We start from the raw sequence: 24,902 nt of genomic DNA, 5'->3' as shown, positions 1-24,902 counted from the left end.
TCGGCGCTCAACCGTTCTCTGCAGTCGTCGCGGATCCGCTCCGATCCGCCCGCGAGAACACCACGAACGCGCCCTGCCGCACCACTCTAATCCCTGGCAGGTCGACGCCTTTCTGTCCGTGCCAATCCGTCACCAGCGCCCCCACTGCGAGGGTCTGCGTGCGCGACAGCGAGACACCGAATTCGCTGTCGACGACGTAGCGGATGATGCGATTCCGCAGCGCGGCCGGATTCGCGGCCAGTGCGCCCGCCGAGACGGCGATGCCCGCCTCGGCGTGCTCGACCAGGTCTTCGATGGTCTCGATGGCCACCTCGCGCAGAGTCTCGTCGTCTTCGCGCAACTGCTCGGCCGTGCGGGCGAGCGCCTCCGCGATGCCCGGGCCGAGCTCGCGTTCGAGAAGCGGCAGCACGGTCTGGCGCACGCGCACGCGGGTGAACTCGTCGCTGTCGTTGTGCGGGTCGTGCCAAGGGTCGAGGCCGGAGTCGACGCAGAACTGCTCCGTCTGCGCCCGGCGGATGCCGAGGAGCGGGCGGATGCGCGTGCCCGGCGCGACCCCCGTGGTCGGGTCGTGCGGGTGGTGCGGATCGGGCGCCGCCGGCTCACTGAACGGCGCCATGCCGGCGAGGCTCGCGGCACCCGCGCCGCGGGCCAGGCCGAGGAGCACGGTCTCGGCCTGGTCGTCGAGAGTGTGGCCGAGGAGTACCGCGCAGGCTCCGGCAGCCTCCAAGGCGGCGTCGATCGCGGCATAGCGGGCGCTGCGCGCCGCGGCCTCCGCGCCGCCCGTGACCGAGGCGGGGCCCCGGGGCACCTCGACCCGTGACACGAGCACGGGATCGAGGCCGAGAGCGCGCGCCTGGCCGGCCGCCCGCTCGGCTACCGCATCCGAACCCTCTTGCAGTCCGTGGTCGACGATCACCGCACCGGCGCGGATGCCCGCCCGCGGCGCCTCGAACGCGGTGGCGGCCGCGAGCGCGAGCGAGTCGGGTCCGCCGCTGAGTGCCACGAGCACGTCTGCGACCCTGCGACCACCGACTAACGACGGAGTTTCGCCCGAACGTCGGACCGCGGCTCCGTCGTTTTCGGGATCGGCTCTGAGACCCCGTCGTTCCGACACCGGCAGGAGATGCTCGAGTGCGTCGCGCACGGCACGACGGATGTCGGCGATCGCGGGCGTGAGGCGCGGGCGGCGCTCCTCCATGTGCATCCAGTAACGTTATTGCAGTTTCGCCAGACACGAGGGAGCACCAACATGGCCGAGTACGACGTCGTCGTCGAGATTCCCAAGGGAAGCCGCAACAAGTACGAAGTCGACCACGAGACCGGTCGCGTCTACCTCGACCGCGTGCTCTTCACGAGCTTCGTCTACCCCACCGACTACGGGTTCTTCGAGAACACCCTGGGCCTCGACGGTGACCCCGTCGACGCGCTCGTGCTGCTCGAGTACCCCGTGTTCCCGGGCGTTGGCGTCAAGGTGCGCCCCGTCGGCGTGCTCAACATGAGCGACGAGGCCGGCTCCGACGCCAAGGTGGTCGTGGTTCCCCACAAAGACCCGCGCTGGGCGCACATCCAGGACATCACGGATGTTCCGGAGCAGACCCGCAAGGAGATCGAGCACTTCTTCGCCCGCTACAAAGACCTCGAGCCCGGCAAATGGGTCAAGATCGACGGCTGGGGCGATGCGGCCGAGGCCGAGGCCATCGTCGAGGCCGGCTTCAAGAAGCTGGCCGAAGAGGGCGCACACTAAGCCACGATTTGGGGTGCCGCCCCGCCGCTTCTCGGGCTCGCCCGGCCTTCGGCTGGGCGGGCCCTTATTGCTCGCGCCGCCGCTTCTGCGGCGCGAGGCGACATGTTCGGCTGAGGTCGCTGACGCGGCCTCGGCCTCACCCTGGGGCGTCGAGCGCGGCCCGCGGCCTGCGGTCTCGTGCCCCACGACTTGGGAAACGAGAACGAAACCGAGAACGAAACGACGGAGGCGGCGCGGAACTACGGGCGGAGGCTCCGTCGTTTCCGGTGTGAGGCCCGAAACTCCGTCGTTCCGCACACGAGCGCACGGCACGGCAGGCAACAGGCCCTACTCGATAACCCAGGGTGAGCGCGCGGCCGCGTCAGCGACCGCACGCGAACATGTCGCGTCGCGCCGGGCAGGGACCGGCGCGACCCGTGGAGCGCGCGCGAAGCACGCGCCCCACGGCAGCTAAAAAGCAACGAAGTTGCGCGGGTTCTGCGACGTGCCGCCGACGCGCGTCTCGAAGTGCACGTGGCAGCCGGTGGAGGAACCCGTGGTGCCGGCGCTGGCGATGAGTTCGCCGCCACCGACATCCTGACCCCGTCCGACGTTGAGCGAGCTGTTGTGCCCGTAGACGGTGGTGAGGCCGCCGCCGTGGCTGATGGTGACCGAGTAGCCGAGGCCGCCGTTGTAGCCGGCCTGGATGACCGTGCCCGCCGCGGCCGCGTAGACCGCCGCCCCACAGGTGCCGCCGCCGGCCTGTGCCAGGTCGATGCCGGCGTGGAGGCGGTAGTCGCCACCGATGGGGTGGTAGCGCATGCCCCACTCGTCAGTGACTCGCCAGGCCGACAGCGGCGCCGACCAGCCGTTCACCGACGGCACCGGGCCTCCGCCGTTCGCGGCTGCCGCCGCCGCGGCCGCGGCAGCAGCCGCAGCCGCCGCCGCTCGCGCGGCTTCTTCGGCCTTGCGCCGCTCCTCGACGCCCTTCTCGTATTCGGCCACCGTCTTGACGGTCGCCGCTTGGAGGGCTTCGAGCTGGGCATCGAGCACGATCTTCTGCGCCTCGTGTTCGGCGAGCAGCGCCTCAGCGGCCGCTTGCGCTTCGATGGCAGCGTCGAACGCCTGTTGGGCCGCGACCTTCAGGGCCTCGAGTTCACCTTCGGCGACCTCGGCCTGCCGCGTCAGCGAGGTGGCGGTGTTGCGGTCTTGCGCCGCCTGTTCGTAGAGCTGCGCGGTTTTCTCCGAGAGCTTGCTCATGGCACCGAGTTGGTAGAGCAGGTCGTCGGAATCCTCCCCCGAGAGGATGAGGCTGAGCGTGAGATCGCCCCCGCCGGCCCGGGTGAACTGGGTGATCATCTGACCGGCCTGCGCGTTCGAGGCATCCGCTCGGGTCGTGGCCTCGGCCGCCTGCGCGGCGAGCTCGTCGGCTCGGTAGACGGCGGTGTCGTAAGCGTCTTGAGCCGCGGAGTACTCGTCGGCCTTCTGCATCGCGAACAGCTGCGCGGCTTCGACCTCCTGTTGGGCGGTGTCGATCAGCGCCCGGATGTTCGCGACCTCGGCGTTCTTCGCCGATTCGCTGCCGCGGGCGGCGAGCACGTCGTCCCACGACGGGTAGTCGGCAGCCGATGCCGATTCGGCGCCCCGGAGCAGGTCGACCGCGAGGATGCCCATGGCCAGTGCCAGCGCTGCGAGCACTCTCGACACGGGCCGGCGCGAGGCGCGTGCGGGTCGGGTGTCGATGCTCATGCGTTCTCGCCTATCCGAATTCGATGCCCTGCGCGGCCATGAAGGGGCGCGGGTTGATGGCGGTGCCGTTCTGCCGCACCTCGAAGTGCAGGTGGCACCCGGTGGAGTTTCCGGTCGTGCCGGCGAGCGAGATGGGCTGGCCCACCTGCACGTAATCGCCGTTTCCGACCAGAAGCTGGGTGTTGTGACCGTACGCGGTGGCGACACCGCCGCCGTGATCGATCTGGATGAAGTTGCCGTAGCCGCCGTTCCAGCCGGCGAAGTTCACGAGGCCTTCGGCCGCCGCATAGACGTAGGCACCGCAGGTGCCGCCGCCGTAGACGAGGTCGATGCCCGAATGCAGGCGGTAGCCACCGTCGACCGGGTTGACGCGCATGCCGTATTCGTCGGAGGAGAACGACCCGGGGAAGGGGCTCGCCCAGCCACTGGCCGCGATGAACGGGAGCGTCGGCAGACCCGCGGCCGCAGCGGCTCGAGCAGCGGCGGCCCGCGACTCGACCCCCTTCTGGTAGTCGGCCTCGGTGGCGGCCCGGTTCTCCTTCAGCACCTGCAGCTGCGCCTGCAATTCGACCTGATGGTCTTCCTGCTCCTGGAGCGCGGCCTCGGCGGCCTGCTGGGCCGCCACAGCCTCGTCGCGCAGACGCTGCGCCTCGTCGGCCAGCCCGCGCAATTCGTCGCGCGCCACCGTGGCCTGAGCGGTGAGCGCCGTCGCGGTGTTGCGGTCCTGCTCCGCCTGGGCGTAGATCTGCGACGTCTTCTCGGTGAGCTTCGACATCGCGCTCAGCTGATAGAGCAGATCGTTCGAGAACTGGTCGCCGCCGACGAGCAGGTTGAAAGTGAGGTCGTTGCCGCCGGTGCGGGCGAACTGGGCGGCGAGCTGGCCCGCCTGCTTGTTCGAGGCATCCGCTCGGCCCGATGCCTCGGCGGCCTGGGCCTCGAGCTGGGCCGCCACGAAATCAGCGGTGTCGTACTTCTCTTGCGCCGCCTGATATTCGGTGCCGCGCTGCATGGCGACGGCCTGGGCCTCCGCGACCTGCGCGTTCATCGACTCGATCAGGCCTTGGATGCGCGCGACTTCTTCGTTCTTCGCCGTCTCGCTGGACTGGGCGTTCTTCACGTCTTCCCAGCTCGGGTAGTCGTCGGCGAAGGCGGGGCCCGAGACGACGCCGACGGACACCACGAGAACCGCCGTGGCGATCATCGTCGACACCGCGTTGCGCATGCGCCGAAGGCGGTTCCGCGGACTGGTGCGGCCTCCGGCATTCTCGGTGGTGCTCATGCTCCCCTGGACTGCTCTTCCCCTGGACTCGTGTTCGCATCTGTCACATCTGTCACAGCGCTTCCCGCGAATCTAACGCGCGGGCGCGAAGAATGCACGGACATTCCCGTGGTTGTGCACAACTCGTCGTCGATTGGCGACTGTGCAGATGATGTGGCATACTCGATGAGTTGTCGCCGCGGCCCCATCGTTTAGCGGCCTAGGACGCCGCCCTTTCACGGCGGTAGCACGGGTTCGAATCCCGTTGGGGTCACGAAAACCGTGGTCACAGACCAGGGGTCGGCAACACATACAATAGGAACAACACATAAGGCCCTGTAGCGCAGTTGGTTAGCGTGCCGCCCTGTCACGGCGGAGGTCGCGGGTTCAAGTCCCGTCAGGGTCGCCAGGCGTGAAGCCCTTCCACATCGGAAGGGCTTTTCGCTAGAGCGGCACAGTGTGGTCGGATACAGCAATGTCGTCCGCCCCAAGCGGCGCCTGCTCGGCTCTGTAGCTCAGTTGGTAGAGCGCACGACTGAAAATCGTGAGGTCACGGGATCGACGCCCGTCGGAGCCACTGAAACCCTCGCCTAGCTTCTACATGGCGGGGGTTTCTTCGTTTCACGCGCGCGCCGGGGTGCGCACCACCAGACCGGCGTAAGCGAATCCGCCACCGAAGCCGAACAGCAGAGTGGGCGCATCCGCCGGGATCTCGCCCCGGTGCCAGGCCTTCGAGAGCCCGAGCGGAACGCTCGCGGCCGAGGTGTTGCCCGACTCGACGATGTCGGTGATGACGATCTTGTCGCTGAGCTTCAGCGCCTCGGCGAGCGGCTCGATGATGCGCAGGTTGGCCTGATGTGACACGAGTACCTCGATGTCGCCGAGTGTGAGGCCCGCGGCAGTCACGGCGCGCTCGGCGTGGCCGGCCGCCTCGGTGATGGCCCAACGGAAGACGGAGCGACCCTCCTGCGCGAAGTGGGCGGGTTCGCCTTCCATCCGCACCCCGTCGAGCAGATGCGGAACCGATCCCCACACCGTGGGGCCGACTGTCGGCTGGTCGGTCGCACCCAGCACGAAGGCGCCCGCGCCGTCGGCGGTGAGGATGCAGGTGGAGCGGTCGGTGTAGTCGGTGAAGGCGCTGAGCTTCTCCGAGCCGATGACGAGGGCCGTGGTCGCCGAACCCGCGCGGATCGCCATGTCGGCGACCCCCAAGGCGTACTCGAACCCGGAGCACGCGGCGCTCAGGTCGAAGATGCCGGGGCCGGCCATACCGAGCTCCACCGCCACCCGACCGGCCGAACTGGGACTGCGATCGTGACTGGTGACCGAGGTCACGATGACGAGATCGACGTCTTTCGCGTCGACGCCGGCGTCGGCGAGCGCCATCCGGCCCGCCTCGATCGCCATCGAGGTGACCGTGTCGGTCTCGCTCGCGATGTGGCGGGTGCGAATTCCGGTGCGAGAGGTGATCCACTCGTCGTTCGTGTCGACGAGCTGACTGAGCTCCTCGTTGGTCATGATCCGTTCGGGCTGGAAGTGCCCGAGTCCGAGCATCCGGCTGCCCCTGCGGTCTCCGGTCATGGCATCCCTCTCGGTCGTCGAGCGGATCGCGCGATCGAACGATCCTTGCCGAGAGTAACCCCGCGACCATGCCCGATGGGGCATGAGTGAACATTCGGAAAAGACACTTGGCAAATTATGGTTGGGTATGCGATATTGAAGTCTCAAGTTGCAAGCGGAATCGGGACCGGTTGCAACTTCTCGTCTGACTGGGGCGGGGGGACGGATGCGGCGCCACGGAACACGTGACGCCGCATCCTCTGGTTAAGGCCGGCTACTCCAGTTTGAGCGCGCGTCGCCAGCCGCGACCGAGCGCTCGCACCGCCCGGTCGCCTGGGGTGCCGAGGGGGTTGTCGGTCATCATGTACGTCCAGGTCGCCGACGGACGCACGAGACCGAGCGCCGTCAGACCGCCCTCGAGCGCGTCGGGAGTGAGCGCGGCCACGACGGATGCGGTGCGTGACGCCACCCGCTCGAAGAAGCCGTCGAACTCCTCCCGCGCGATGCGGCTGAACTCGTCGACCGGCACCAGACCGGCCAGAGCGCGCAGATGGATGCCGTCGCGCACCTCCGAGAGCACGGCCAGGTGCGCTTGCCATTCGTCGTCGAGATGGAACAGTTCGATCTGGCGGGCGGCCTCGCGCATCCGCTCCTCGGGAGAGTCGCCGGAGCCCTCCCCCGCTTCCGCGGCTTCCGCCAGCAGGCGGTCGCGCGCCTCGAGCACGGTCGCCCGCTGCCGCACCACCACCCGGTTGTAGGCCCACGTCGAGCGGTGCCGATCGAGCCGGATGCTCTCGGCGATGGCCTGGCTGTCGCGGAGGATCGCCGCTCGACGCGCGGGCGACAGCTCCGTGCCTTCGCGCTCGATGGTCGTGAGCAGGTGGGCGGGTGCAGACGCCCGCACGAGGTCGTCATCGAGGCTCGCGAAGGAGAGGCTCCCGCCCGGGTCGCCCTGTCGTCCGGCCCGGCCGCGGAGCTGGGCGTCGAGTCGGCCCGAGGGGTAGCGCCCGGTGGAGACGACGGCGAGGCCGCCCAGCGCGGCCACGCGGTCGCGGGACGAGCGGCCGGCGTCGGCCGCAACGGAGCCCTCCGCATCCGCGCCAGCCGCGGCCGTGCCCGCCGCATCCGCGCCCGCGCCCTCCGCCTCCGCGGCACCAGCACCCTCCGCACCCGCCCCCTCCGCGTCCGCGCCCTCCGCTCCGCCCAGGCGGATGTCGGTGCCGCGACCCGACATCTGGGTCGAGATCGTGACCGCACCGAGCGCTCCCGCCCCTGCCACGATCCGCGCCTCATCGGCGTCGTTGCGCGCGTTGAGCACTTTCGACGCGATGCCCTGCTGCTCCAGAGCCGCGGCGAGCGCATCCGATTCGGCCACGCTCTGCGTTCCCACCAAGACCGGGCGTCCGGATGCGTGCAGCCCCTGCACGGCGGCCACGACGGCCTCGCGCTTCGCAGCCTGGGTCAGCAGGATCTGCTCGGGCAGGTCGATGCGGATGCTCGGCACGTGGCGCTCGATGCGGCCGGTGGGGAGGCGGTAGAACTCCAGCAGGTCGTCGGCCACCGCCACGACCGTGCCGCTCATGCCGGCGAGGCTCGCGTAGCGGGTGAGCAGGTCGTGAATGGTGACCGTGTCGAGCACCACGCCGGCGCTCGACACGGTCAGACCTTCCTTGGCTTCGACCGCGGCGTGCAGCCCGTCCGGCCACCGCCTCCGCAACGCCACCCGGCCGCGGCCGGCGTCGATCAGCCGGATCTCGCCGTCGTCGACCAGGTAGTCCACGTCGCGGTGCACCAGCACCCGGGCGTGCAGAGCGAGGTTGAGCTGCGTGAGGAGTGCCACGCCGTCGTCGCCGTAGAGGTTCAGGCCGTGCAGGCGGGCTTCGAGAGCGTCGAGCCCCGCGTCGGTGAGGGTGACGGTGGCGCGGTCGTCGTCGATCTCGAAGTGCTCGCCCGGCCGCAGCTCGCGCACGAGCTCGGTCGCCCGCTCCATGCCCGCGGCGGCGTCGGCCGACTCTCCGGCGAGAACGAGCGGAACCGTGGCCTCGTCGATCATGACGGCGTCGGCCTCGTCGACGATCGCTGCGTCGAACACCGGATGCACGGCCTCCCTCGCCGACACCACGAACCGATCGCGCAGCAGGTCGAACCCCACTTCGGCGACGGGCACGTAGACCACGTCTGCTCGGTAGGCCTCGCGCCGCTCCTCGCGCGACGAGGTCTGGCCGAGCGCGGCCACTTCGAGGCCGAGAAACTCGAAGAGCGGTCCCATCCACTCGGCGTCACGCGCGGCGAGGTAGTCGTTGACGGCGAGCACGTGCACCTGTCGGCCCTGGAGTGCGAGGCCGGCGGCGGCGATCGCGCCGGCCAGAGTCTTGCCCTCGCCGGTGTCCATCTCCACGGCGTTTCCGGCCATCAGGGCCGCCGCCGCGAGCAATTGCTCGTCGACCGGCCGGAGGTGCACGGTGCGATCGGCGACCTCGCGCGCAACAGCGAGGAAATCGGACATGGGGTCATCGGATGCTCGACCCCGCGATCCGGCAACGCTGGGCTGGTCGGGCTCCCGGCCGAGCACCGCATCGCCGTAGGCGCGGGCCGCCTGGCGGAGCTGCGTGTCGGTGCGCGTGCGGAGGTCGTCTTCGAGGGCGGAAGCTCCCGCGACCACGGCCGTCTGCTTGCGAAACGACACCGCTCCCGGCCTGCCGAGCACGCGCCCGAGCATGCGGGTCAGTCCCCCGCTCATCCTGCGCTCACCCGCCCATTATCCGTATGCCGCCTGCGAGGGCGCTCGATGCCCGCCCGATGCGCGCCGAGCGTCGTCGGCCTCCCGAATCGAGGATCAGCCCGGAGGCGGGCCGTGAGCAGAGCTGTGAAACCGAGCCGGGCGCGGGCGCAGGTCGCGCCTGCACGGGTCGCCGACGCGGGTGATGCGGGTGCCGGTGAATGTTCAGCGACCCGACACCCGGGGGCGGGTTGCGCATCCGAGCAGGCGTGCTCGACTGGAGGGATGGATGCACTCGGCTTCGACCCCGGATTCCTCGGCACCCCGTGCCCCCTTCCCGAACCGGCCGCGGCGCGCCGCATCCGCGAGCTGGCGTACACGCACTTCACCGTGCTGCTCGACACCGACCGCCGGCTCGCCGCCGCGACAGCAGTGAACATCGACGGCCCCACCCTCCTCGACCTCGGTCGCGGCGACGACTGGCACCTCGACGAGCGAGCACCCGCCGACGAGCAGACCGGCCCCGAGGTCTACGCCCGCAACGATCTCGATCGTGGGCATCTGGTGCGCCGACGCGACCCCGTCTGGGGCGATGCCGCGACAGCGGCCACCGCCAACATCGACACCTTCACCTACACGAATGCCGCCCCGCAGGCCGCGCAGTTCAATCAGTCGAAGGAGCTGTGGAACGGGCTCGAAGACTACGTGCTCGCCTACGCCGAGACCTACCGCCAGCGCTTGAGCGTCTTCACCGGCCCTGTTCTCGGGGAGGCCGATCCCGAGTATCGCGGGGCGCGCATCCCGCTCCGCTTCTGGAAGATCGCCTGCTGGGCCACCCCTCCGCTGCCCGGCGCCGACCCCACCTCCCGGCTGGCCGCGAGCGCCTACCTCCTCGACCAGTCGCCCCAGCTCGGCGACATCGACCTCTCGACCGCCCTCGCCCGGGCACGGGAGACGGAGGCGGTCCCCCCGCTCGGGCCGTACCGCACCTTCCAGCTTCCGGTGACGGATGTCGCGACCCTGACCGCCCTCGATCTCGGCGCCCTCGAGGCGGCCGACGTCTACGCGCCCGTGCCCGCCGCATCCGGAGCACCGCCCGCTCATCCCACCTGGCGCGAGATCACCTCGCCCGCTCAGCTCCGCTTCTGATCGGAGCGCCGGCACCGCGGCGGCGAAGGCTTCCCGAAGCCTCGACGATCCCCGGGTCACTCGGCCGCAGCCACCCCCGGGTCGCCGGCCTCCGCGGCCGCTCCGCGCCGCCCCTCCCACTCCTCGAGCAGTTGCGGCATCCGCACCTCGAGGAAGCGGTAGAAGTCCACCATGTCCTGCACCCGCAGCGCCGCTTCCGACCGGTCGTCGCCGAGCGCATCGTGCACCGCTTCGCCCAGTCCCGCGAGCGTGGCGTAGAGAGGGCTGTTCTTCAGCGATGCCGTGAACCAGGAGTCCTCACCCAATTCGTAACGGTCGCGACGGCTGCCGTGCTGCGCGACGCGGTGCACGGCACCGAGCGTCTGCAGGTACCGCACCCCGCCCGACACGGCGGCGGCGCTCACCCCGAGCGTCTGGGCGAGTTCGGCGGCCGTGAGCCCGCCCGACTCGGCCACCAGCAGGGTCATCAGGAGTCGCGCCGGCATCTTCGGAAACCCGGCCGCCGTGAGTGTTGCGGCCGACTTCTCGACCGCCAGCCGTAACGCCTGCTCGTCTCGCGCCATCCCCTCAGCCTCTCATGCCGTCATCGGCCCCGACGCGCTCATCCTGGGCCCACTCATGCCGTGCTCAGCTCGCGCCGCCGCATCAGAACGACGGACGCCGCCACCGCCGCCACGGCGACAACCGCCATCCACACGCCCCCGCTCCAGTCGGTCGTCGACCCGGTGATCACGGGGGTGTGCGTGAACGGCGATACGTCGCGCAGCCACTCGGGCAGCCCGATCAGTCCGCCGAAGTTGCCCACCACCACGCCCACCGCCACGAAGGCCCAGCCCGCCGCGATCATCGCCTTCGGCACGAGCACGAAGAGCAACGCGAGCAGACCGAGGTAGATCAGCGCGGCGGGCAACTGCGCCGCAGCCGTCGCGAACACGTCGCCGGCGCTCACCGCATCGTCGCCCGACCCGGCGAGACTGAGCGCCGCGACCGCAGCCGACGAGAGCAGCACGATGACGATCGCCGCGAGGCCCAGCACGAGATAGTCGACGAGCCAGCGCACCCGCGACACCGGAGACGAGAGCACCACTTCGGCGGTTCCGAGCGCCTCTTCCTGACGCATCCGGATGACCGCCTGCGTCGCACACGCCGCCGCCAGCACACCCACGAAACTGAACAGCGCCGCCACCAGGGTCTGCGTCATCGTTCCGGCACTCCCGACGATGCTCTGCAGCGACTGCTGGATCGACGGGTCGCTCGCTGCCGCCTGCTGCACCACTGACGAGAGTGTTCCGGCCAGCAACCCGAACGCTGCGCCGCCCACCGACCAGCCGAGGATCGTGCCCCACTGCAACCGCCACGCCAGCCCGAACGAACTCGACAGCGTGGCACCGGCGGATGCCCGCCCTCGCCGCTCCGGAATCAGGCTCGCTCCGCTGTCACGCACCCCCTGCAGCACGAACACGGCCACGAGGCACACCGCCGCGAGTGCCGCGCTGAGCAGCAGCGGGGCGAGAGTGTTCTGGGTGTACGCCGCCGTGTGCTGCGCCCAACCGATCGGCGACAGCCAGCTCGGCCAGGCGCTCGCCATCGAGAGCGGCCCGGTCTGCGTGCCGAGCGCATCCCCGACGCCGCGCAGCAGGAAGGCGATGCCGACGAGCGCCATCGAGAGGCCGTTCGCTCCGCGCGAGGTGCGCATGAACTGGGCCGCGAGCATCCCGACGGCGAGAAAGACGACGCCGGTCGCCGTGGTGGCGACACCCGCGACCAGCGAGCCGTCGACGGCCATTCCACCGAGTGCGAACCCGGCGAAGACTCCGAGGCCGATCAGGACGTTCGCGCCAACGCCGTGCACGAGCGTCGCCACCGTGGGCAGCACGCGGGCCGCCGGGGTGGAGCCGATCAGTTCGGCGCGACCCGATTCCTCCTCGGCCCGGGTGTGCCGCACGGCGAGGAAGGTACTCATCATCGCCGCGAGCAGAGCGAGGTAGGTGAAGATCTCGAAGAAGATGAACTCGTCGAGCCCCCCGCCCTGCGGAAGGCCGCGCAGGATGAGGATGGCCGGGCTCTGAATGGCGAGCGCGAGAATCTGGTTGCGCTCGACCGCGTCGCCGTAGGTGGTGGCCACCGCCGACGCGGTGAAGAGCGCTAAGAGGGCCGTGCCCCCGATCCAGAAGATCAACTGCAAGCGGTCGCGACGGATGCGCTGCCGCAGAAGGGCGGCGAGCTCGTTCATCGTCGGGTCGCCTGTTCCGAGTGGCGCGGCGAAACCGTGGGGGCAGGGGCGTCGGTGGCCCGGGCACCGGCACCGGGCGCGGGTGACCCATCCGCATCCGCGGCAGTGCGGCCACGGTGCCGACCGGACACGCCGCTCGCGCCGGAGCCGCCATCCCGCACGGAGCGCTCGGCGCCCGTGACCGCGGCCGTGACCGCGCCGTCGAGCTGATCGCCGCAATTCCGCAGGAAGAGCTCCTCGAGCGAGGGCGGCGCGATGGTGAGTCCCTGCACGTTCAGAGCGCCGAGCACCGTCAGCACCGGACCGAGCCGATCGCTGTCGACCGTGAAGCGGACGCGGCCGGCGTCGACGACGAGGTCGTGCGCATCCGGGAGCGACGCGAGGTGCGCATCCGTCAGCCCCTCGCTCGTGAACGCCACCTCGGTGCGGGTGAGGTGGCGGAGTTCGGCGAGTGTGCCGGTCTCGGTGGTGACGCCGGCGCGGATGATGGTGACGCGGTCGCAGAGCTGCTCGACCTCGGAGAGGATGTGGCTCGAGAGCAGCACGGTCGCGCCTTCGCCGGCCGCCCGGTGGATCTCCTGCTCGAAGACCGATTCCATGAGCGGATCGAGACCACTGGTCGGTTCGTCGAGAATGAGGAGGTCGGCGCGTGTGGCGAACGCGGCGATGAGAGCGACCTTCTGGCGATTGCCCTTCGAGTAGGCGCGGCCCTTCTTGGTGGGATCGAACTGGAAGACGTCGACCAGCCGCTTCTTGCGGGCCGAGTATTCGGCCTTGTCGGCGGTGCCGCCGCGGAGTCGGCTGATGAGGTCGATCGCCTCGCCGCCCGAGATGTTGGGCCAGAGGTTGACGTCGCCCGGCACGTAGCCGATGCGGCGGTGGAGCTGTTTGGCTTCTGCCCACGGGTCGCGGCCGAAGACCGTCGCGCGACCTCCCGTGGCACGGGCGAGGCCGAGCAGGATGCGGATCGTCGTCGACTTGCCCGCCCCGTTCGGGCCGAGAAAGCCGTGCACCTCGCCGGCGGTGACGTCGAGGTCCAAGCCGTTCAGGGCGTTCACGCGGCCGTACCGCTTCTCGAGGGCCCTGACCTCGATCACTGTGTTCATGGACGTGACACTACGCCCGTTTCACAATTTTGTGAATTCTCCTAACGCAATCCTCACGGGGGGCGAGTCGCCGATCGTCACCTCGCAGTTCGCGCAATACTCTGGACGAGAAGACGATCCGCCGGCACCACCAGCAAGGAGAACCGATGTCCTTCCAGGCCTACCTCGACACCATCGAAACGAAGACCGGCCTCACTCCGCGCCAGCTCGTCGAGAAGGCTCACGAGCGCGGATTCGGCGCCGACACGAAGGCCGGCCCGATCCTCCAGTGGTTGGCCGAGGACTACGGGTTGGGCCGAGGGCACGGCATGGCGCTCGTGCACGTCATCACCAAGGGCGACCGCATCGCCACGAAACACGTGGGCACCGATGGCACACACTCCGACCCCAACGACCACCTCTGGCTCGACGGCGTCGCCACGAAGCCCGAGGGCTACTAGCCGGCCAGCCGGGCTCAGCGCCCATAGGGCGGGAGCTGCCCGATCAACCGCGCCGCCGCATCCACGATCAGAGCGGCAGCCTCGCGACCCGCGACGGCGTCGTCGACGGATGCGACGGGCCGATCGACCGATGGATATTCGCTGTCGTTGCGGAGCGGGCGCATCCATCCGAACGCCCGGAATACGGTTCCGAGCGGCGGGTCGAACTGTGCGAGCACCGCTTCGTACAACACCAGATGGCCCCCGACGGACGTCGGCCGAAGCCCTTGGACGACCAAGAGCGAAGCGAGCCCCTTCCGAGCCGCGTCGTACGCGAGCTGGAACTCCCCCACAGGATCGCTGCCCGCGACCGCGCTCGACGTACGCAGGTGCGCGTAGGCCTGCGAGAGATACTCGTCCGCCAGGTCTCGATTGGCGGCGACCTGCTCCAGGTGGCGCCGCGACAGGAGAGTATCGATTCGTTCGCGCCCTTTCTCCCAGCGCAGCATCACCCGGCATCCGGATGCGGAAGCGCCAGACGGGCCAAGGGCCTCGCCTTCACGGTGCGGAGAAAGGCGTCACCACCGGCATCCCATGCCGAGCGCGAAACGGCACGGATGTTGACCTCCCGGCCGAGCGCACTACTGCCCCGCTCGGCGGCCTCGAAGATCTCGAGGCGGTCCGGCGTTCCGACGACCAGCACGTCCACGTCCTGCGGGTCGCTCCCCGCCTCGCCGGCCAGACGAGCGGCCCATGAGCCGTAGACGTACGCTTCCTCGATCCCGGTGATCGGGGCGAGCATGCCGGGCAGTATCGCGAGCGGGCCATAGGAATATCGCACGATATCGGCAACCGGATTGTAGAGCGGATGCTCGCGGTTGACCCGGATATAGCGGTTGCGACCCGAGAACCGCTCCGTCAGGAAACCCATCGGAACCATGCGGTCAAGCTCCCGCAGGACTGTTGGCAGGCTGGTGTGGACGTCGCGTGCCAATTGGGAGGCAGTGCGTTCCCGCTCCGGGAACAGATAGAGCTCGGCCAGCAGCCTCCCTTGAGTGTCCGACCTCAACAAGGGCGCGAGCAGCGGGACGTTGGGTTTCATAAAAGCTACAATATCGTACGTTTATTGAAACCTCGCATGCGTCGTCCATTAGACGAGCATATCTCATTTTCGTTACTGGGCGGTCGTCTTCTCGATGCTCATCACCAAGACGACGCGGTCGGGAGAGTCCGCGGGCGGGGTCTGGTTCGGGTTGCCGTAGCGCCGGCCGAGGGTCACGTAGAAGGCGCCCGTTGGGTCGGGCTCGACCGCGATCAGGCGGCCGCGCACCTCCAGGTACCGGAACGGATTGTCGGGATCGATCACCGAGAGGCTCATCGACGGGTTGCGCTGCAGGTTGCGGAACTTCGCGCGCTTCGTGGTGTGCGTGAACCGCAGGGTGTCACCGTCGCGGAGGAACCACATCGGGTTCACCTGCACGGTGTCGTCGGGGCGCACGGTGCCGAGATGGCCGTAGTTCGGCTGTTCGAGCAGGTCGGCGTAGTCGGCGGGAATGGGATCGGTCATCCGATCATCCAATCACGCGCACCCGCCGCGACCGCTCAGAACGTCATCAGCCGATTCTCGTAGGCGTGCACCACGATCTGCGCCCGCGTCTCGAGCCCGAGCTTGGCGAGGATGCTCCGCACGTGCGTCTTCACCGTCGCCTCGCTCACGAACGCAGCCGCCGCGATCTCGCTGTTGCGCATGCCCTTCGCGGCGAGCAGGAAGATCTCGCGCTCACGCGGGGTCAGCGCGGCGATCGCCTCTTCCGGCGCATCCGTGGATGCTGACACGACATTCCGCTTCACGAGCTCGGCGAGCGCCGACGGTGGTGCGTCTCCGGCATGCACCGACCGGATGGTCTGGAGCAGCAATTCGGGCGTCGCGTCCTTCGTCACGAATGCGCTCGCACCGTGCTTCATCGATTGGAACACGGCCTCCTCCTGTTGGAAGGTCGTGAGCACGACCACGCGCACTGTCGATGCGTCGGTTGCTCCGTCCGGTCGCGTGATGCGGCGGGTGGCTTCGATGCCGTTCATGACGGGCATCCGGATGTCCATGAGCACCACATCGGGACGGGATTCGGCCACGACCCGCACGGCCTCCGCGCCGTCGGTCGACGAGCCCACGAACTCGAAGTCGGGCTGGGACTCGATGAGCATGCGCATGCCGTAGACGAAGAGCTCCTGATCGTCGACCACCATGACGCGGATCGGGGCCGGGGGCGCGGCCGGCCGTTGCGTCGCGGTCACGCGGCGTCCTCCGCCGCGGTGTCGCCGGCATCCGCACCGGCACCGACACCCGCTCCGGCACCCGCTCCGGCGGCGGCACTCACGCTGGCGTCGGCAACTGCCCGCGTCGGGATGAACGCCGTCACGATGAACGCGCCGTCGTCGTCGCGATCAGCGGTGAGCCATCCGCCGGCGAGATGGGCGCGATCCTTCATCCCCTGAATTCCGAAGGTGCGGGGCGCGGCATCGGTGGGCACCGGCACGGCTCCGGCGTCACCCCCTGGGTCGCTCACCACCGTCAACGCCAAGCCCTCCCCCTGCCAGGCGAACGAGACGGCGGCCACCGGATGCCCGCCCCCGTGCTTCAGCGCATTCGTCAGGCTTTCCTGCACGATGCGGTAGACGCTCAGCTCCTGCGCCGTCGTGAGCGGTCGCGGGTCGCCGAAGTGATCGATCGACACACGCATCCCGGCTGCCGTCACGCGCGCCACCAGCGAGGAGAGGTCGCTGAGCGCGGGCTGCGGGCGGCTGCTGTCGTCGTGCAGCGCCTCGAGCAGCCCGCGTAGGTCGGTGAGCGCCGAGCGGGCGGTGTCGGCGATCTCGCGAAGGGCGGCATCCGTGTGCTCCCCCGACGTCTCGGGGCGGGCGTTGCGCAGGAATCGCGACCCGTCGGCCACCGCGATCACCACGGCGAGCGAGTGCGCGAGCACATCGTGCACCTCTTGGGCGATCTCACTGCGTTCCTTCACGCCGCGCAGTTCGACGTCGGCGACGGCCAGCTCGGCCTCGGCCTGGGCGATGAGCTCCTGATCGAGGCGGCGGCGGGCGTTGACATGCAGGGCGAAGCCCGCGGTCCAGGCCACGAGGCCAAGCACCGCGCCGGTGAGCACCAGCGAGAGCGCAGCGGCCGAGGGGTCGGGCTCCGACACGCCGACGCCGGTTCCGCGCGCGCCGATCCAGCTCAGCCAGTCGCCGCGGTAGACCATCGCGACTCCGACCAGCACCGCCTGCACCACGATCGCCCCGATCGCTGCCCACCGGATGCGCGCGGTCGCCGTCAGCCCCACCACGAAGGCCACCACGACAGCGGCTTCATAGGTGGGCCAGGTGGTCGACTCCGGCGGGCTCAGCACTCCCGCGACCTGCAGCAGCGGCACGCCAACGATGATGCCGAGTGCCACCGCGGGCAGTGCTCGCGAGATCCCGATGGCGACCGCGTACAGCGCCAACGCAACCCAGAAGCCGGCCGGATGCGCACGGCCGACTTCGGCGACGATCCAGAGCACCAGGAACACCACCGCGATCGCGGGTTCGACGGTCAGACGAACGAACTTCGGAAGTCGAGACATGCCCTCACGCTAGGTGCTCCTGTCGAGGAGGCGACAGCATGGCGGCATCCTTTCATCCGAAGGGATGAGCGGCGAAACGTATGGGCGCGATTTCGTGGCCGCCAGCGCGACGGGCCCGGCGTCAGGCCTGGCTGATGCGCACCATGTTGCCGGCGGGGTCGCGGAAGGCGGCATCGCGCACACCCCAGAACTGGTCGGTCGGCTCCTGCAGAATCTCGGCGTTGCCGACCGCACGCACCTTCTCGAAGGTGGCGTCGAGGTCGTCGGTGCGGAACAGCACACCGGGCAGTTCACCCTTGGCGAGCAGCGCGGCGCGGGCGTCGCCGTCGTCTTTCGAGACGCCGGCGTGCGGCTGCGAGAGCACGATCTCGATCTCGGGCTGGGAGGCGGTGGAGAGGGTGATCCAGCGAAATCCGTCGTTCTCGATCTCGTTGCGCACCTCGAGGCCGAGAGTGTCGCGGTAGAAGGCGAGTGCTGCATCCGGGTCGTCGACGAGCACGTGTACGTGGCTGAGTGAGATTGTCATGAAACCGACGCTAGCGGGCGGCCGAGACGGATGCTTCTTCGATCCTGCTCGATTCCGACGGGGGCGTGCGCCGGGCCCGACCGAGCACCATCGCCGCACAACTCGGGATGGCGATCGTCTCGCCATGGTCGCGAGCGCGGTAGGCGCTGGGCGTCTCGCCGACGAGCTCGGTGAACCGCGAGCTGAACGAACCGAGACTGGTACAGCCCACCGCGAAGCACGCGTCACTCACGCTGATGTCGCCCCGCCGGAGGAGGGCTTTCGCGCGCTCGATGCGCCGGGTCATCAGGTGCGAATAAGGTGTCTCGCCGTAGGCCTCGCGGAACCTGCGGCTGAAGTGAGCGGTCGACATGAGCGCGGTGCGAGCGAGCGCAGGAACGTCGAGCGGGCGGGCGTACTCGCGATCCATCAGGTCGCGGGCCCGGCGCAGGCGGCGCAGCTCGTCGAGGTCGGCGCTCATGCACCCATTATGGTTCTTCTCCCCTCCTCGCGACTCGCCAAAATCCGCCCTCTTCTCCCGTTTTCTGGGCGCATTTTGGCGAGTCGCGAGGAGGGGGGCGGCGCGGGGGGCGAGGAGCGGCCGGGAAGGGGCTCTTGCGGGCGGCTACGCGGTGGGGCAGTGGAGCTGGGTGCGCTCACCGGAGCGGTCGATCTCGTGCAGCGCCATCTGCTCACCGCAGAGCGGACAGCGCGGATCGGCCGGCGGAACATAGGGCGCTTCAGCCCGGCCGATGCCCACCTGGGCGGGGCCGGCGTAGCTGTACACGATGCGGTTGATGTTGTTGAACAGACCCGGCTTGCCGTCCCACGGGTTCATCGGGTTCGCCTTGCGTGAGTTCTTTCGTGCCATAACCATTAGTGTACTATCTAATTATGACGAGTGGGATGCTTGACACCGAATCCGATCTGCTCGCGCTGGATCGCCAGCTGTGCTTCGCGCTGGCGGTGGCTTCGCGCTCGGTGATCGGCGCCTACAAGCCGATCCTGGAGCCGATGGGGCTCACGCATCCGCAATATCTCGTGATGCTCGCCCTGTGGGAGAGCGAGCCGCGCTCGCTCTCGTCTCTCGCCGAGGTGCTGCGACTCGAGGCGGCGACCCTGTCGCCCCTGGTCAAGCGGCTCGAAGCCGCCGGGTTCGTGACGCGGGAGCGGTCGGCGGATGACGAGCGGCAGCTCGCCGTGCGACTCACAGCCGCGGGCCGAGCACTTCGTGCTCAGGCAGAGCAGGTGCCCCCGCAGGTGGTGGCTGCGCTCGGTGTCGACATCGACGAGCTGATGGAGCTGCACGCGCGGCTGACGTCGATCATCCAGCGGATCGCGCCACTCCCTGCGTGAACCGTGCCGTCACCGAACAGTGACGTCGTTCGCGAAATGCGGCGCGATCGATCCGTAGCCGACCGTGGGCGGCGGGTAGCCCGACCAGGCGAGCAGCCCGGGCTCGTAGACCGCGGTGCGGCCGCCGAGGATGAACGCCCAGGCGTAGGGGAAGAAGATCCCGAGCACGAAGAACCCGCTGTCGCGGCGGAAATCCAGCGTCGTGCGATACATGCCGATGTAGAGGAAGATGCTGGCGACCATGCCGGCTCCCACCAGTGAGAGCAGCGCCAGCCAACCCTGTTGTCCGCCGAGTTCCAGCCACACCCAGGTGCGGTAGTAGGGCACCCACGCGATCCAAGGCTTCACCCCGACCTTGCGGAACAGCGACATCAGCGCGAACGCCATCACGACCCAGCCGGCGAGAACGAGGAGCAGGGTGAGGGCGACGGTGCCGAGCACCACCACGACGATGATCTGGATCGCCTGGCCGGTGGTCGCATCCGTGATCATCCGCTCAGCGTAGCGGCGCTCGGTTCGGCGTAACGGTCACGGTGTTGCCGTTTCGGCACGGGACTTCGGCGGAACGGCAGCGCGCGCCAAGCTGGAGACATGAACGAGAACACCGAGACGGATGCGACGGCCTTCTGGGAGGGCCGTTACCGCGAGCGCGAACAGATCTGGAGCGGGCGGGCGAACCGTGCTCTCGTCGACGTGGTCGACCAGCTCGCGGTGCCGCCGGGTCGCGCCCTCGATCTGGGGAGCGGTGAGGGCGCCGATTCGATCTGGCTGGCCGAGCACGGCTGGCAGGTGACCGGGGTCGACATCTCAGGCACGGCACTGTCGCGTGCCGGTGTGCACGCATCCGATCGGGGCGTCGCCGACCGCATCACCTGGCTGCAGGCCGATCTGGCCTCCTGGACTCCCCCAGCCGAGTACGACCTCGTGTCGGCTTGCTTCCTGCACTCGCCGGTCGCGTTCCCGCGCGAGGAGGTGCTGCGGCACGCTGCCGGAGCGGTGGCAGCGGGCGGATACCTGCTCGTGGTGGGGCACGCGGGATTCCCGCCCTGGTCGCGGGACTCGCACGACGAGGCGGGCGGTGAAGACGAGGACGTGCGCGCCCCCGGCGGCGAGCACGAGCACGGTGGCGGGCACGGCGGCGAGCACGCACACGGCAACCGGCACACGCACGGCGGCGGGCAGACAGACAGTCATGCGCACGGCCACGACGACCTCCCCACCCCCGCGCAAGTGCGTGAATCGCTCGCGCTCCCCGAGGATGCCTGGGAAACGGTGATCGCCGAGAACCGTTCCCGCGAGGCCACCGGGCCGGACGGTCAGCAGGCCGTGCTCGACGACGCGATCCTGCTGCTCAGACGTCGCGACTGATCCCTTCGCCCGGGCGGCGGTGCGACGCCGCGTTGGATGACGCTAGCCTCCACCGGACCTGTGCTCCCGCCCCTCGCCGCGACCTCGGCGCGTCGCGCCGGTGCCGCCCGGCGGCGTGGGGGCGCCTCTGCGCGGCCCGAACTGAGCCGAGGCCCGGACTTCTCCAATCCTGGTGGCGACTGCGGCTCCCAGGGCGCACGGTCGCCACGACGTTTGGAGAAGTCCGCAACCTTCCACACAGCGCGGCCCGGCGGTATGGGGCGCCTCTGCGCGGCCCGAACTGAGCCGAGGCCCGGACTTCTCCAACCCTGGCGGCGACTGCGGCTCCCAGGGCGCACGGTCGCCACGACGTTTGGAGAAGTCCGCAACCTTCCACGCAGCGCGGCCGGGCGGTATCCTGGTCGGCTCGCCCCACGGCGGCACACGACGAACGGATGCACCGTGAACCACCACCTCGACACCAACCGCGCCAACTGGGACGACCGCGCTTCGGTCCACGCCGCGCGCGAAACCGGCCGGGGCTACGACGTGCAGCGCTACATCGACGACCCGGAGCTCCTCTCCGACGTCGTGCGCTTCGACCGCGAACGCCTGGGCGACATCAGCGGCCTGCGCGTCGTGCACCTCCAGTGCCACATCGGCACCGACACCCTCTCGCTCGCCCGACTCGGCGCCCGGGTGACCGGCCTCGACTTCTCACCCGTCGCCCTCGCCGAAGCCCGCGCACTCGTCGACGACGCACGTACACCCGGCATCGCCCCCATCGACTTCGTCGAGTCGGATGTCGACGCCGCCCCGACCGCACTCGAACCGGCATCCTTCGACCTCGTCTACACCGGCATCGGCGCGCTCTGCTGGCTGCCGCACATCGACGACTGGGCGAACGTCGTCGCCACGCTTCTGAAACCGGGCGGACGCCTCTTCGTGCGGGAGGGGCATCCGATCCTCTGGTCGATGGATGAGACGGAGAGCGACGATCTGCACCTCCGGTTCCCCTATTTCGAGCAGGCCGAGCCCCTCGAGTGGGACGACGCGAACTCCTACGTCGAGACGGATCGACCCCTCACGGCCACGAAGACCTACGAGTGGAACCACGGCATCGGCGAGGTGGTGACCGCGCTGCTCGATGCCGGGCTCGTGCTCACCATGCTGGTCGAGCACGACAGCGTGCCCTGGGAGGCGCTGCCCGGCCAGATGGTGGCGCGACCCGGCGGCGAATTCGCGCTCGACGCTCGGGCGGGCGTCGCGCCGCTGTCGTACACGATCCAGGCGGTGAAGCCGGGCGTGTGATGCCCGGTCCTACAGCCCCTCGGCGATCTCCTTGATCGCCGCCAGACGCCGATCCCATTCCACCCCGAGCGCTTCGAGGCGTCGCGCGGTGGCGCCGAGCGACGCACCGACCACGCGATAGCGCACCTCGCGCCCGACTCGAACGGGCTCGACGAGCCCCACCTCTTGCAGCACCACGAGGTGCTTGGCGATGGCCTGCCGCGTCACGGGCAAGAGCCCGGCGAGGGCCGACGCCGAAGCATCGCCCTCGCCGAGCGCCGCCAGGATGCTCCACCGCGTCTCGTCTCCGAGCGCCGCGAACACCGGAACCAGCGTTCCGGCGGTCACGAGCCGCTCTCGAGCAGGGCGACCAGCTTGTCGAGCTCGCCGTCCCACCCGCCGCGGTGGCTCTCGAGGTCGGCCGACGGATCGGAGGTGGTTTCGAATCCGGTCTCCACCACCGTGAGCTGCGTGCCGTCGGGCAGCGACTCGAGGGTGAAGGTGAAGACTGTGGAGTGCTCGTCGTCGATCCGGGTGGGAACCGGCTCGCCGGGGCAGGGGTTGCTCCAACGGTAGGACACCCGGTGCGGTTCGTCGATCACCTCGACCCGCACGGGGATGGCATCCCGGTCGGGCCAGGTGATGGTGCCGACCGCGCCGGCACCTGCTCCGCTGAGCGCGGTCTGCCCGAACCAGCGCGAGATCTGCTCGGGCTCGGTGACGGCCGCCCAGACTTTCTCGATCGGGGCCGCGATGCGGATCGTGCGCCGCACGGTGAACTCGCCTTCGTCGACGACGGATGCGGGGTTGATGGTCATGCTCATAATCATGCTTCCTCTCCAGTGATTCGCGATTCTTCGACCTGCAACTCAATGGTTGCAGTCTTGAGGAGTAAGCGCAACCCCCAGGTTGCAGTTCATCGATGGATAATCGCGCGGGGTATAACTGGTCTGTGAGTCTTCGTTTCTTCCTCGGCACCGCTTCCTTCCAGTCCTCCGACGCATTCTCGGCACTCGACGCCTACTTCGACGCGGGTGGGCGAGACATCGACACCGCTCGCGTCTACGGAAAGAGCGAAGAGGTCATCGGCGCCTGGATGACCGAACGCGGCAACGCGGGTGAGGTGCGGCTGCTCACGAAGGGCGCGCACCCCGACAACGACACCTGGGCGTCACGACTGTCGGCCTCGGAGGTGCGATCGGATGCTCGGGAGAGCCTCGATCTGCTCGGTGTCGACCGGGTCGACGGTTACCTTCTGCATCGCGACGACCCGTCGCGGCCGGTCGAGGACATCGCCGAGACCTTGACCGCGCTCGTCGTCGACGGCATCGCTGCCCGGATCGGCGTCTCGAACTGGGGCGCCGCGCGAGTGGCTGCGCTCGTCGAGGCCCTCGGGCGCATCGACGGACCACCCCTCACCTGGGTGAGCAACTACTTCGGCCTCGCCGCGGCCTCGGGAACCCCGGAGTGGGCGGGAGTGGAGACTGCTCGGTCCGAGCTCTTCGCCTTGGCGCACGAGCTCGACTTCACCCTGCTCGCCTGGAGCCCACAGTCGAGCGGATACTTCGCCGGCCGCGACGACGCCGGCGGCGGGGCGTTCGACTCCGCGGAGAACCGTCGGCGGCGCGAGATTCTCGAGCGGATCGCGCGGGAGCATTCGGTGTCGTCGGTGGCGGTGCTCGCGCGCTGGCTCGTGACGACCGACTCCCGGCTGGTTCCGGTGCTCGGCAGTACGCGACCCGCGCACCTCGCGGAACTGGTGGCCGCCACCACCTCGGAGTCGCTCGATGCAGCAGTGGCGTCGCTCGAGGCCGAGCTCGGCGCGGCAACCCGCGACCCGGGCGCCTGGACCGAGTCGCTCGCCGCTCGCTGAGCCGGAGGCACCCGGCGCCAGGCGCGGCCGACCCCGACCTCGCGAAGTTCTTACTGGAGCGACAGCTCCTTGGGCTGCAGGATGACGTCGACCAGCGCCCCGTTACGCCAGACCGTCATCTCGATCAGGCGATCGATCGCGTTCTCGACCATGAGCCGCTGAACCGCCGTCGCGCTGACGATCTTCGCTCCGTCGAGCGAGATGACGATGTCGCCGCGACGGATGCCGGCAAGCGCGGCCGGACTGTCGGCGACGACCGTTGCGACCTGCATCCCCTTGGCGGCGCCGACCTTGGCCGCGACCTCGGCGGGTAGCTGGATCTGCACACCAGCGATGCCGAGCCAGGCACGGCGCACCCTCCCGAAGGTGATGAGCGAGTCGATGATCTCGCGAGTGGTGGAGTTGATCGGCACCGCCAGGCCGAGTCCGACGCCGGCGACGGCCGTGTTCACGCCGACGACGGCACCCGATCCGTCGGCCAGCACTCCTCCGCTGTTGCCGGGGTTCAACGCGGCATCCGTCTGGATGACCTCGTCGATGACGCGGCCGGCCGTGGTGGGCAGCGATCGACCGAGAGCCGAGACGATGCCGGCCGTGACGCTCCCGGCGAGCCCGAGGGGATTGCCGAGCGCCACGACGAGCTGGCCCACGCGCAGCGCGGTCGCGTCGCCGAACCTCAGCGGTTCGGGCGTGCTTCCGACGGCGCGGAGGACGGCCAGGTCGGACAGCGCATCCTCGCCGACCACGTGCGCCTCCGAGGAGCGTCCGTCGGCGAACGCCACCTCGAGCGCCCGGGCGCCGGCGATGACGTGCGCGCTGGTGAGCAGGAGGCCGTCGGCTCCGATGACGGAGGCGCTGCCGGCACCGGCGCCGCGACGCGTCTCCACCGCGACGCTCGCGACCGAGGGGAGTACGCGTTCGGCCACGGAGATGACGGTCTGAGAGTAGGCGTCGAGCGGGTCTGCATCGTTCATGCAGCCATTCCACCTCGC

The 24,902-nt window shown here is 69.5% G+C and carries 27 protein-coding genes and 3 tRNA genes; 10 read left to right on the top strand and 20 right to left on the bottom strand.

The genetic code is table 11. From position 1 onward, the window contains the following. Positions 1-7 precede the first annotated feature (7 nt). Entirely contained in the window at positions 8-1,198 is a 1,191-nt protein-coding gene (tilS, locus tag N1027_RS07985) for a tRNA lysidine(34) synthetase TilS (protein WP_259507939.1), read from the bottom strand. 51 nt (positions 1,199-1,249) lie between these two features. On the opposite strand from tilS, the gene ppa reads away from it, so the two are divergent. After that, on the top strand, positions 1,250-1,744 hold the full coding sequence (ppa, locus tag N1027_RS07980; protein ID WP_259506782.1) for an inorganic diphosphatase: 495 nt from the start codon (positions 1,250-1,252) through the stop codon (positions 1,742-1,744). A 450-nt stretch (positions 1,745-2,194) separates the two neighbouring features. On the opposite strand, the gene N1027_RS07975 is transcribed toward ppa, so the two are convergent. Both N1027_RS07975 and N1027_RS07970 read right to left on the bottom strand, forming a co-directional pair. Then, entirely contained in the window at positions 2,195-3,472 is a 1,278-nt protein-coding gene (locus tag N1027_RS07975) for a M23 family metallopeptidase (protein ID WP_259506780.1), read from the bottom strand. 10 nt (positions 3,473-3,482) lie between these two features. Further along, complete coding sequence (locus tag N1027_RS07970) at positions 3,483-4,751, bottom strand: peptidoglycan DD-metalloendopeptidase family protein (protein ID WP_259506778.1); 1,269 nt, start codon at positions 4,749-4,751, stop codon at positions 3,483-3,485. 180 nt (positions 4,752-4,931) lie between these two features. Between N1027_RS07970 and N1027_RS07965 the strand changes: the two genes are divergently transcribed. The 3 genes from N1027_RS07965 (at position 4,932) to N1027_RS07955 (ending at position 5,307) form a co-directional block, all read left to right on the top strand. Continuing rightward, positions 4,932-5,004: transfer RNA gene (locus tag N1027_RS07965), tRNA-Glu, on the top strand. A 58-nt stretch (positions 5,005-5,062) separates the two neighbouring features. After that, positions 5,063-5,139 (top strand) — tRNA-Asp (locus tag N1027_RS07960). A 95-nt stretch (positions 5,140-5,234) separates the two neighbouring features. Then, positions 5,235-5,307: transfer RNA gene (locus N1027_RS07955), tRNA-Phe, on the top strand. A 44-nt stretch (positions 5,308-5,351) separates the two neighbouring features. On the opposite strand, the gene N1027_RS07950 is transcribed toward N1027_RS07955, so the two are convergent. After that, positions 5,352-6,311, bottom strand: a complete 960-nt coding sequence (locus tag N1027_RS07950) for a beta-ketoacyl-ACP synthase III (protein ID WP_259506777.1) — start codon at positions 6,309-6,311, stop codon at positions 5,352-5,354. Positions 6,312-6,564: 253 nt separating this feature from the next. Then, entirely contained in the window at positions 6,565-9,030 is a 2,466-nt protein-coding gene (locus tag N1027_RS07945) for a preprotein translocase subunit SecA (protein WP_259506775.1), read from the bottom strand. A gap of 264 nt (positions 9,031-9,294) precedes the next feature. Between N1027_RS07945 and N1027_RS07940 the strand changes: the two genes are divergently transcribed. Beyond that, a complete protein-coding gene (locus N1027_RS07940; RefSeq protein ID WP_259506767.1) occupies positions 9,295-10,158 on the top strand; it encodes a DNA/RNA non-specific endonuclease in 864 nt (287 codons plus the stop codon). 56 nt (positions 10,159-10,214) lie between these two features. Here N1027_RS07940 and N1027_RS07935 read toward each other — a convergent pair whose 3' ends face one another. Genes N1027_RS07935 through N1027_RS07925 form a run of 3 tightly spaced genes read right to left on the bottom strand, consistent with a single transcriptional unit; the run spans position 10,215 to position 13,497 of the window. Further along, positions 10,215-10,721: a GbsR/MarR family transcriptional regulator gene (locus N1027_RS07935; RefSeq protein WP_259506766.1), complete on the bottom strand. Its 507-nt coding sequence runs from the start codon at positions 10,719-10,721 to the stop codon at positions 10,215-10,217. A gap of 53 nt (positions 10,722-10,774) precedes the next feature. Then, positions 10,775-12,391, bottom strand: a complete 1,617-nt coding sequence (locus N1027_RS07930) for an ABC transporter permease (RefSeq protein WP_259506764.1) — start codon at positions 12,389-12,391, stop codon at positions 10,775-10,777. After that, positions 12,388-13,497, bottom strand: coding sequence for an ABC transporter ATP-binding protein (locus N1027_RS07925; RefSeq protein WP_259506763.1), 1,110 nt, complete (start codon positions 13,495-13,497; stop codon positions 12,388-12,390). The genes N1027_RS07930 and N1027_RS07925 overlap by 4 nt, the downstream gene beginning before the upstream one ends. Before the next feature lie 146 nt (positions 13,498-13,643). On the opposite strand from N1027_RS07925, the gene N1027_RS07920 reads away from it, so the two are divergent. Continuing rightward, the gene (locus tag N1027_RS07920) at positions 13,644-13,937 is read left to right on the top strand and encodes a DUF4287 domain-containing protein (protein ID WP_259506761.1); all 294 of its coding nucleotides are present in this window, start codon (positions 13,644-13,646) and stop codon (positions 13,935-13,937) included. Positions 13,938-13,951: 14 nt separating this feature from the next. Here the strand turns inward: N1027_RS07920 and N1027_RS07915 are convergent, their stop codons facing one another. The 8 genes from N1027_RS07915 to N1027_RS07880 all read right to left on the bottom strand — a co-directional run bounded on the left by N1027_RS07915 (position 13,952) and on the right by N1027_RS07880 (position 18,915). Further along, entirely contained in the window at positions 13,952-14,425 is a 474-nt protein-coding gene (locus tag N1027_RS07915) for a hypothetical protein (protein ID WP_259506760.1), read from the bottom strand. After that, positions 14,425-15,018: an ArsR family transcriptional regulator gene (locus tag N1027_RS07910; protein WP_259506759.1), complete on the bottom strand. Its 594-nt coding sequence runs from the start codon at positions 15,016-15,018 to the stop codon at positions 14,425-14,427. The genes N1027_RS07915 and N1027_RS07910 overlap by 1 nt, the downstream gene beginning before the upstream one ends. A 72-nt stretch (positions 15,019-15,090) precedes the next feature. After that, positions 15,091-15,483: a PPOX class F420-dependent oxidoreductase gene (locus tag N1027_RS07905; RefSeq protein ID WP_259506757.1), complete on the bottom strand. Its 393-nt coding sequence runs from the start codon at positions 15,481-15,483 to the stop codon at positions 15,091-15,093. 35 nt (positions 15,484-15,518) lie between these two features. After that, the gene (locus tag N1027_RS07900; protein ID WP_308199785.1) at positions 15,519-16,211 is read right to left on the bottom strand and encodes a response regulator; all 693 of its coding nucleotides are present in this window, start codon (positions 16,209-16,211) and stop codon (positions 15,519-15,521) included. After that, complete coding sequence (locus N1027_RS07895) at positions 16,208-17,539, bottom strand: sensor histidine kinase (RefSeq protein WP_259506756.1); 1,332 nt, start codon at positions 17,537-17,539, stop codon at positions 16,208-16,210. Before N1027_RS07895 ends, N1027_RS07900 begins: the two co-directional genes overlap by 4 nt. A 121-nt stretch (positions 17,540-17,660) precedes the next feature. Next, positions 17,661-18,065 (bottom strand): VOC family protein, encoded by a 405-nt coding sequence (locus tag N1027_RS07890; RefSeq protein WP_259506754.1) that lies wholly within the window; start codon positions 18,063-18,065, stop codon positions 17,661-17,663. Positions 18,066-18,075: 10 nt separating this feature from the next. Continuing rightward, positions 18,076-18,525 (bottom strand): helix-turn-helix transcriptional regulator, encoded by a 450-nt coding sequence (locus N1027_RS07885; RefSeq protein WP_259506753.1) that lies wholly within the window; start codon positions 18,523-18,525, stop codon positions 18,076-18,078. Positions 18,526-18,669: 144 nt separating this feature from the next. Next, entirely contained in the window at positions 18,670-18,915 is a 246-nt protein-coding gene (locus N1027_RS07880) for a hypothetical protein (protein ID WP_259506751.1), read from the bottom strand. A 35-nt stretch (positions 18,916-18,950) separates the two neighbouring features. On the opposite strand from N1027_RS07880, the gene N1027_RS07875 reads away from it, so the two are divergent. After that, positions 18,951-19,400, top strand: a complete 450-nt coding sequence (locus N1027_RS07875; protein WP_259506746.1) for a MarR family winged helix-turn-helix transcriptional regulator — start codon at positions 18,951-18,953, stop codon at positions 19,398-19,400. Positions 19,401-19,409: 9 nt separating this feature from the next. Here N1027_RS07875 and N1027_RS07870 read toward each other — a convergent pair whose 3' ends face one another. Next, the gene (locus N1027_RS07870) at positions 19,410-19,892 is read right to left on the bottom strand and encodes a DUF5684 domain-containing protein (RefSeq protein ID WP_259506745.1); all 483 of its coding nucleotides are present in this window, start codon (positions 19,890-19,892) and stop codon (positions 19,410-19,412) included. 99 nt (positions 19,893-19,991) lie between these two features. On the opposite strand from N1027_RS07870, the gene N1027_RS07865 reads away from it, so the two are divergent. Both N1027_RS07865 and N1027_RS07860 read left to right on the top strand, forming a co-directional pair. Further along, entirely contained in the window at positions 19,992-20,768 is a 777-nt protein-coding gene (locus N1027_RS07865) for a class I SAM-dependent methyltransferase (RefSeq protein ID WP_259506744.1), read from the top strand. Between the two features lie 441 nt (positions 20,769-21,209). Then, the gene (locus tag N1027_RS07860; RefSeq protein ID WP_259506743.1) at positions 21,210-22,058 is read left to right on the top strand and encodes a class I SAM-dependent methyltransferase; all 849 of its coding nucleotides are present in this window, start codon (positions 21,210-21,212) and stop codon (positions 22,056-22,058) included. A gap of 9 nt (positions 22,059-22,067) precedes the next feature. On the opposite strand, the gene N1027_RS07855 is transcribed toward N1027_RS07860, so the two are convergent. Then, positions 22,068-22,385 carry an ArsR/SmtB family transcription factor gene (locus N1027_RS07855; protein WP_259506742.1) on the bottom strand — a complete coding sequence of 106 codons (318 nt, stop codon included), beginning with the start codon at positions 22,383-22,385 and terminating at the stop codon, positions 22,068-22,070. Beyond that, positions 22,382-22,855, bottom strand: a complete 474-nt coding sequence (locus tag N1027_RS07850) for an SRPBCC family protein (RefSeq protein ID WP_259506740.1) — start codon at positions 22,853-22,855, stop codon at positions 22,382-22,384. Before N1027_RS07850 ends, N1027_RS07855 begins: the two co-directional genes overlap by 4 nt. Positions 22,856-22,989: 134 nt before the next feature. Between N1027_RS07850 and N1027_RS07845 the strand changes: the two genes are divergently transcribed. After that, on the top strand, positions 22,990-23,910 hold the full coding sequence (locus N1027_RS07845; RefSeq protein WP_259506738.1) for an aldo/keto reductase: 921 nt from the start codon (positions 22,990-22,992) through the stop codon (positions 23,908-23,910). Between the two features lie 50 nt (positions 23,911-23,960). On the opposite strand, the gene N1027_RS07840 is transcribed toward N1027_RS07845, so the two are convergent. Then, entirely contained in the window at positions 23,961-24,884 is a 924-nt protein-coding gene (locus N1027_RS07840) for a S1C family serine protease (RefSeq protein WP_259506736.1), read from the bottom strand. Positions 24,885-24,902: the final 18 nt, after the last annotated feature.

It is taken from the genome of Herbiconiux aconitum, from assembly GCF_024979235.1.
In the GTDB taxonomy this organism is placed as follows: domain Bacteria; phylum Actinomycetota; class Actinomycetes; order Actinomycetales; family Microbacteriaceae; genus Herbiconiux; species Herbiconiux aconitum.
The sequence above is the reverse complement of the archived record's forward strand: the minus strand, read 5'-3'. Positions and strand labels throughout refer to the sequence as shown.

Bases quoted from the DNA above. Each gene is read 5' to 3' on its own strand.
- N1027_RS07880 (WP_259506751.1), bottom strand. From the start codon at position 18,915: ATGGCACGAAAGAACTCACGCAAGGCGAACCCGATGAACCCGTGGGAC.
- N1027_RS07865 (WP_259506744.1), top strand. From the start codon at position 19,992: ATGAACGAGAACACCGAGACGGATGCGACGGCCTTCTGGGAGGGCCGT.
- N1027_RS07920 (WP_259506761.1), top strand. From the start codon at position 13,644: ATGTCCTTCCAGGCCTACCTCGACACCATCGAAACGAAGACCGGCCTC.
- N1027_RS07945 (WP_259506775.1), bottom strand. From the start codon at position 9,030: ATGAGCGGGGGACTGACCCGCATGCTCGGGCGCGTGCTCGGCAGGCCG.
- N1027_RS07950 (WP_259506777.1), bottom strand. From the start codon at position 6,311: ATGACCGGAGACCGCAGGGGCAGCCGGATGCTCGGACTCGGGCACTTC.
- N1027_RS07850 (WP_259506740.1), bottom strand. From the start codon at position 22,855: ATGACCATCAACCCCGCATCCGTCGTCGACGAAGGCGAGTTCACCGTG.
- N1027_RS07885 (WP_259506753.1), bottom strand. From the start codon at position 18,525: ATGAGCGCCGACCTCGACGAGCTGCGCCGCCTGCGCCGGGCCCGCGAC.
- N1027_RS07905 (WP_259506757.1), bottom strand. From the start codon at position 15,483: ATGACCGATCCCATTCCCGCCGACTACGCCGACCTGCTCGAACAGCCG.
- N1027_RS07915 (WP_259506760.1), bottom strand. From the start codon at position 14,425: ATGCTGCGCTGGGAGAAAGGGCGCGAACGAATCGATACTCTCCTGTCG.
- N1027_RS07895 (WP_259506756.1), bottom strand. From the start codon at position 17,539: ATGTCTCGACTTCCGAAGTTCGTTCGTCTGACCGTCGAACCCGCGATC.
- N1027_RS07940 (WP_259506767.1), top strand. From the start codon at position 9,295: ATGGATGCACTCGGCTTCGACCCCGGATTCCTCGGCACCCCGTGCCCC.
- ppa (WP_259506782.1), top strand. From the start codon at position 1,250: ATGGCCGAGTACGACGTCGTCGTCGAGATTCCCAAGGGAAGCCGCAAC.
- tilS (WP_259507939.1), bottom strand. From the start codon at position 1,198: ATGGAGGAGCGCCGCCCGCGCCTCACGCCCGCGATCGCCGACATCCGT.
- N1027_RS07875 (WP_259506746.1), top strand. From the start codon at position 18,951: ATGCTTGACACCGAATCCGATCTGCTCGCGCTGGATCGCCAGCTGTGC.
- N1027_RS07910 (WP_259506759.1), bottom strand. From the start codon at position 15,018: ATGAAACCCAACGTCCCGCTGCTCGCGCCCTTGTTGAGGTCGGACACT.
- N1027_RS07870 (WP_259506745.1), bottom strand. From the start codon at position 19,892: ATGATCACGGATGCGACCACCGGCCAGGCGATCCAGATCATCGTCGTG.
- N1027_RS07930 (WP_259506764.1), bottom strand. From the start codon at position 12,391: ATGAACGAGCTCGCCGCCCTTCTGCGGCAGCGCATCCGTCGCGACCGC.
- N1027_RS07840 (WP_259506736.1), bottom strand. From the start codon at position 24,884: ATGAACGATGCAGACCCGCTCGACGCCTACTCTCAGACCGTCATCTCC.
- N1027_RS07925 (WP_259506763.1), bottom strand. From the start codon at position 13,497: ATGAACACAGTGATCGAGGTCAGGGCCCTCGAGAAGCGGTACGGCCGC.
- N1027_RS07970 (WP_259506778.1), bottom strand. From the start codon at position 4,751: ATGAGCACCACCGAGAATGCCGGAGGCCGCACCAGTCCGCGGAACCGC.
- N1027_RS07890 (WP_259506754.1), bottom strand. From the start codon at position 18,065: ATGACAATCTCACTCAGCCACGTACACGTGCTCGTCGACGACCCGGAT.
- N1027_RS07975 (WP_259506780.1), bottom strand. From the start codon at position 3,472: ATGAGCATCGACACCCGACCCGCACGCGCCTCGCGCCGGCCCGTGTCG.
- N1027_RS07935 (WP_259506766.1), bottom strand. From the start codon at position 10,721: ATGGCGCGAGACGAGCAGGCGTTACGGCTGGCGGTCGAGAAGTCGGCC.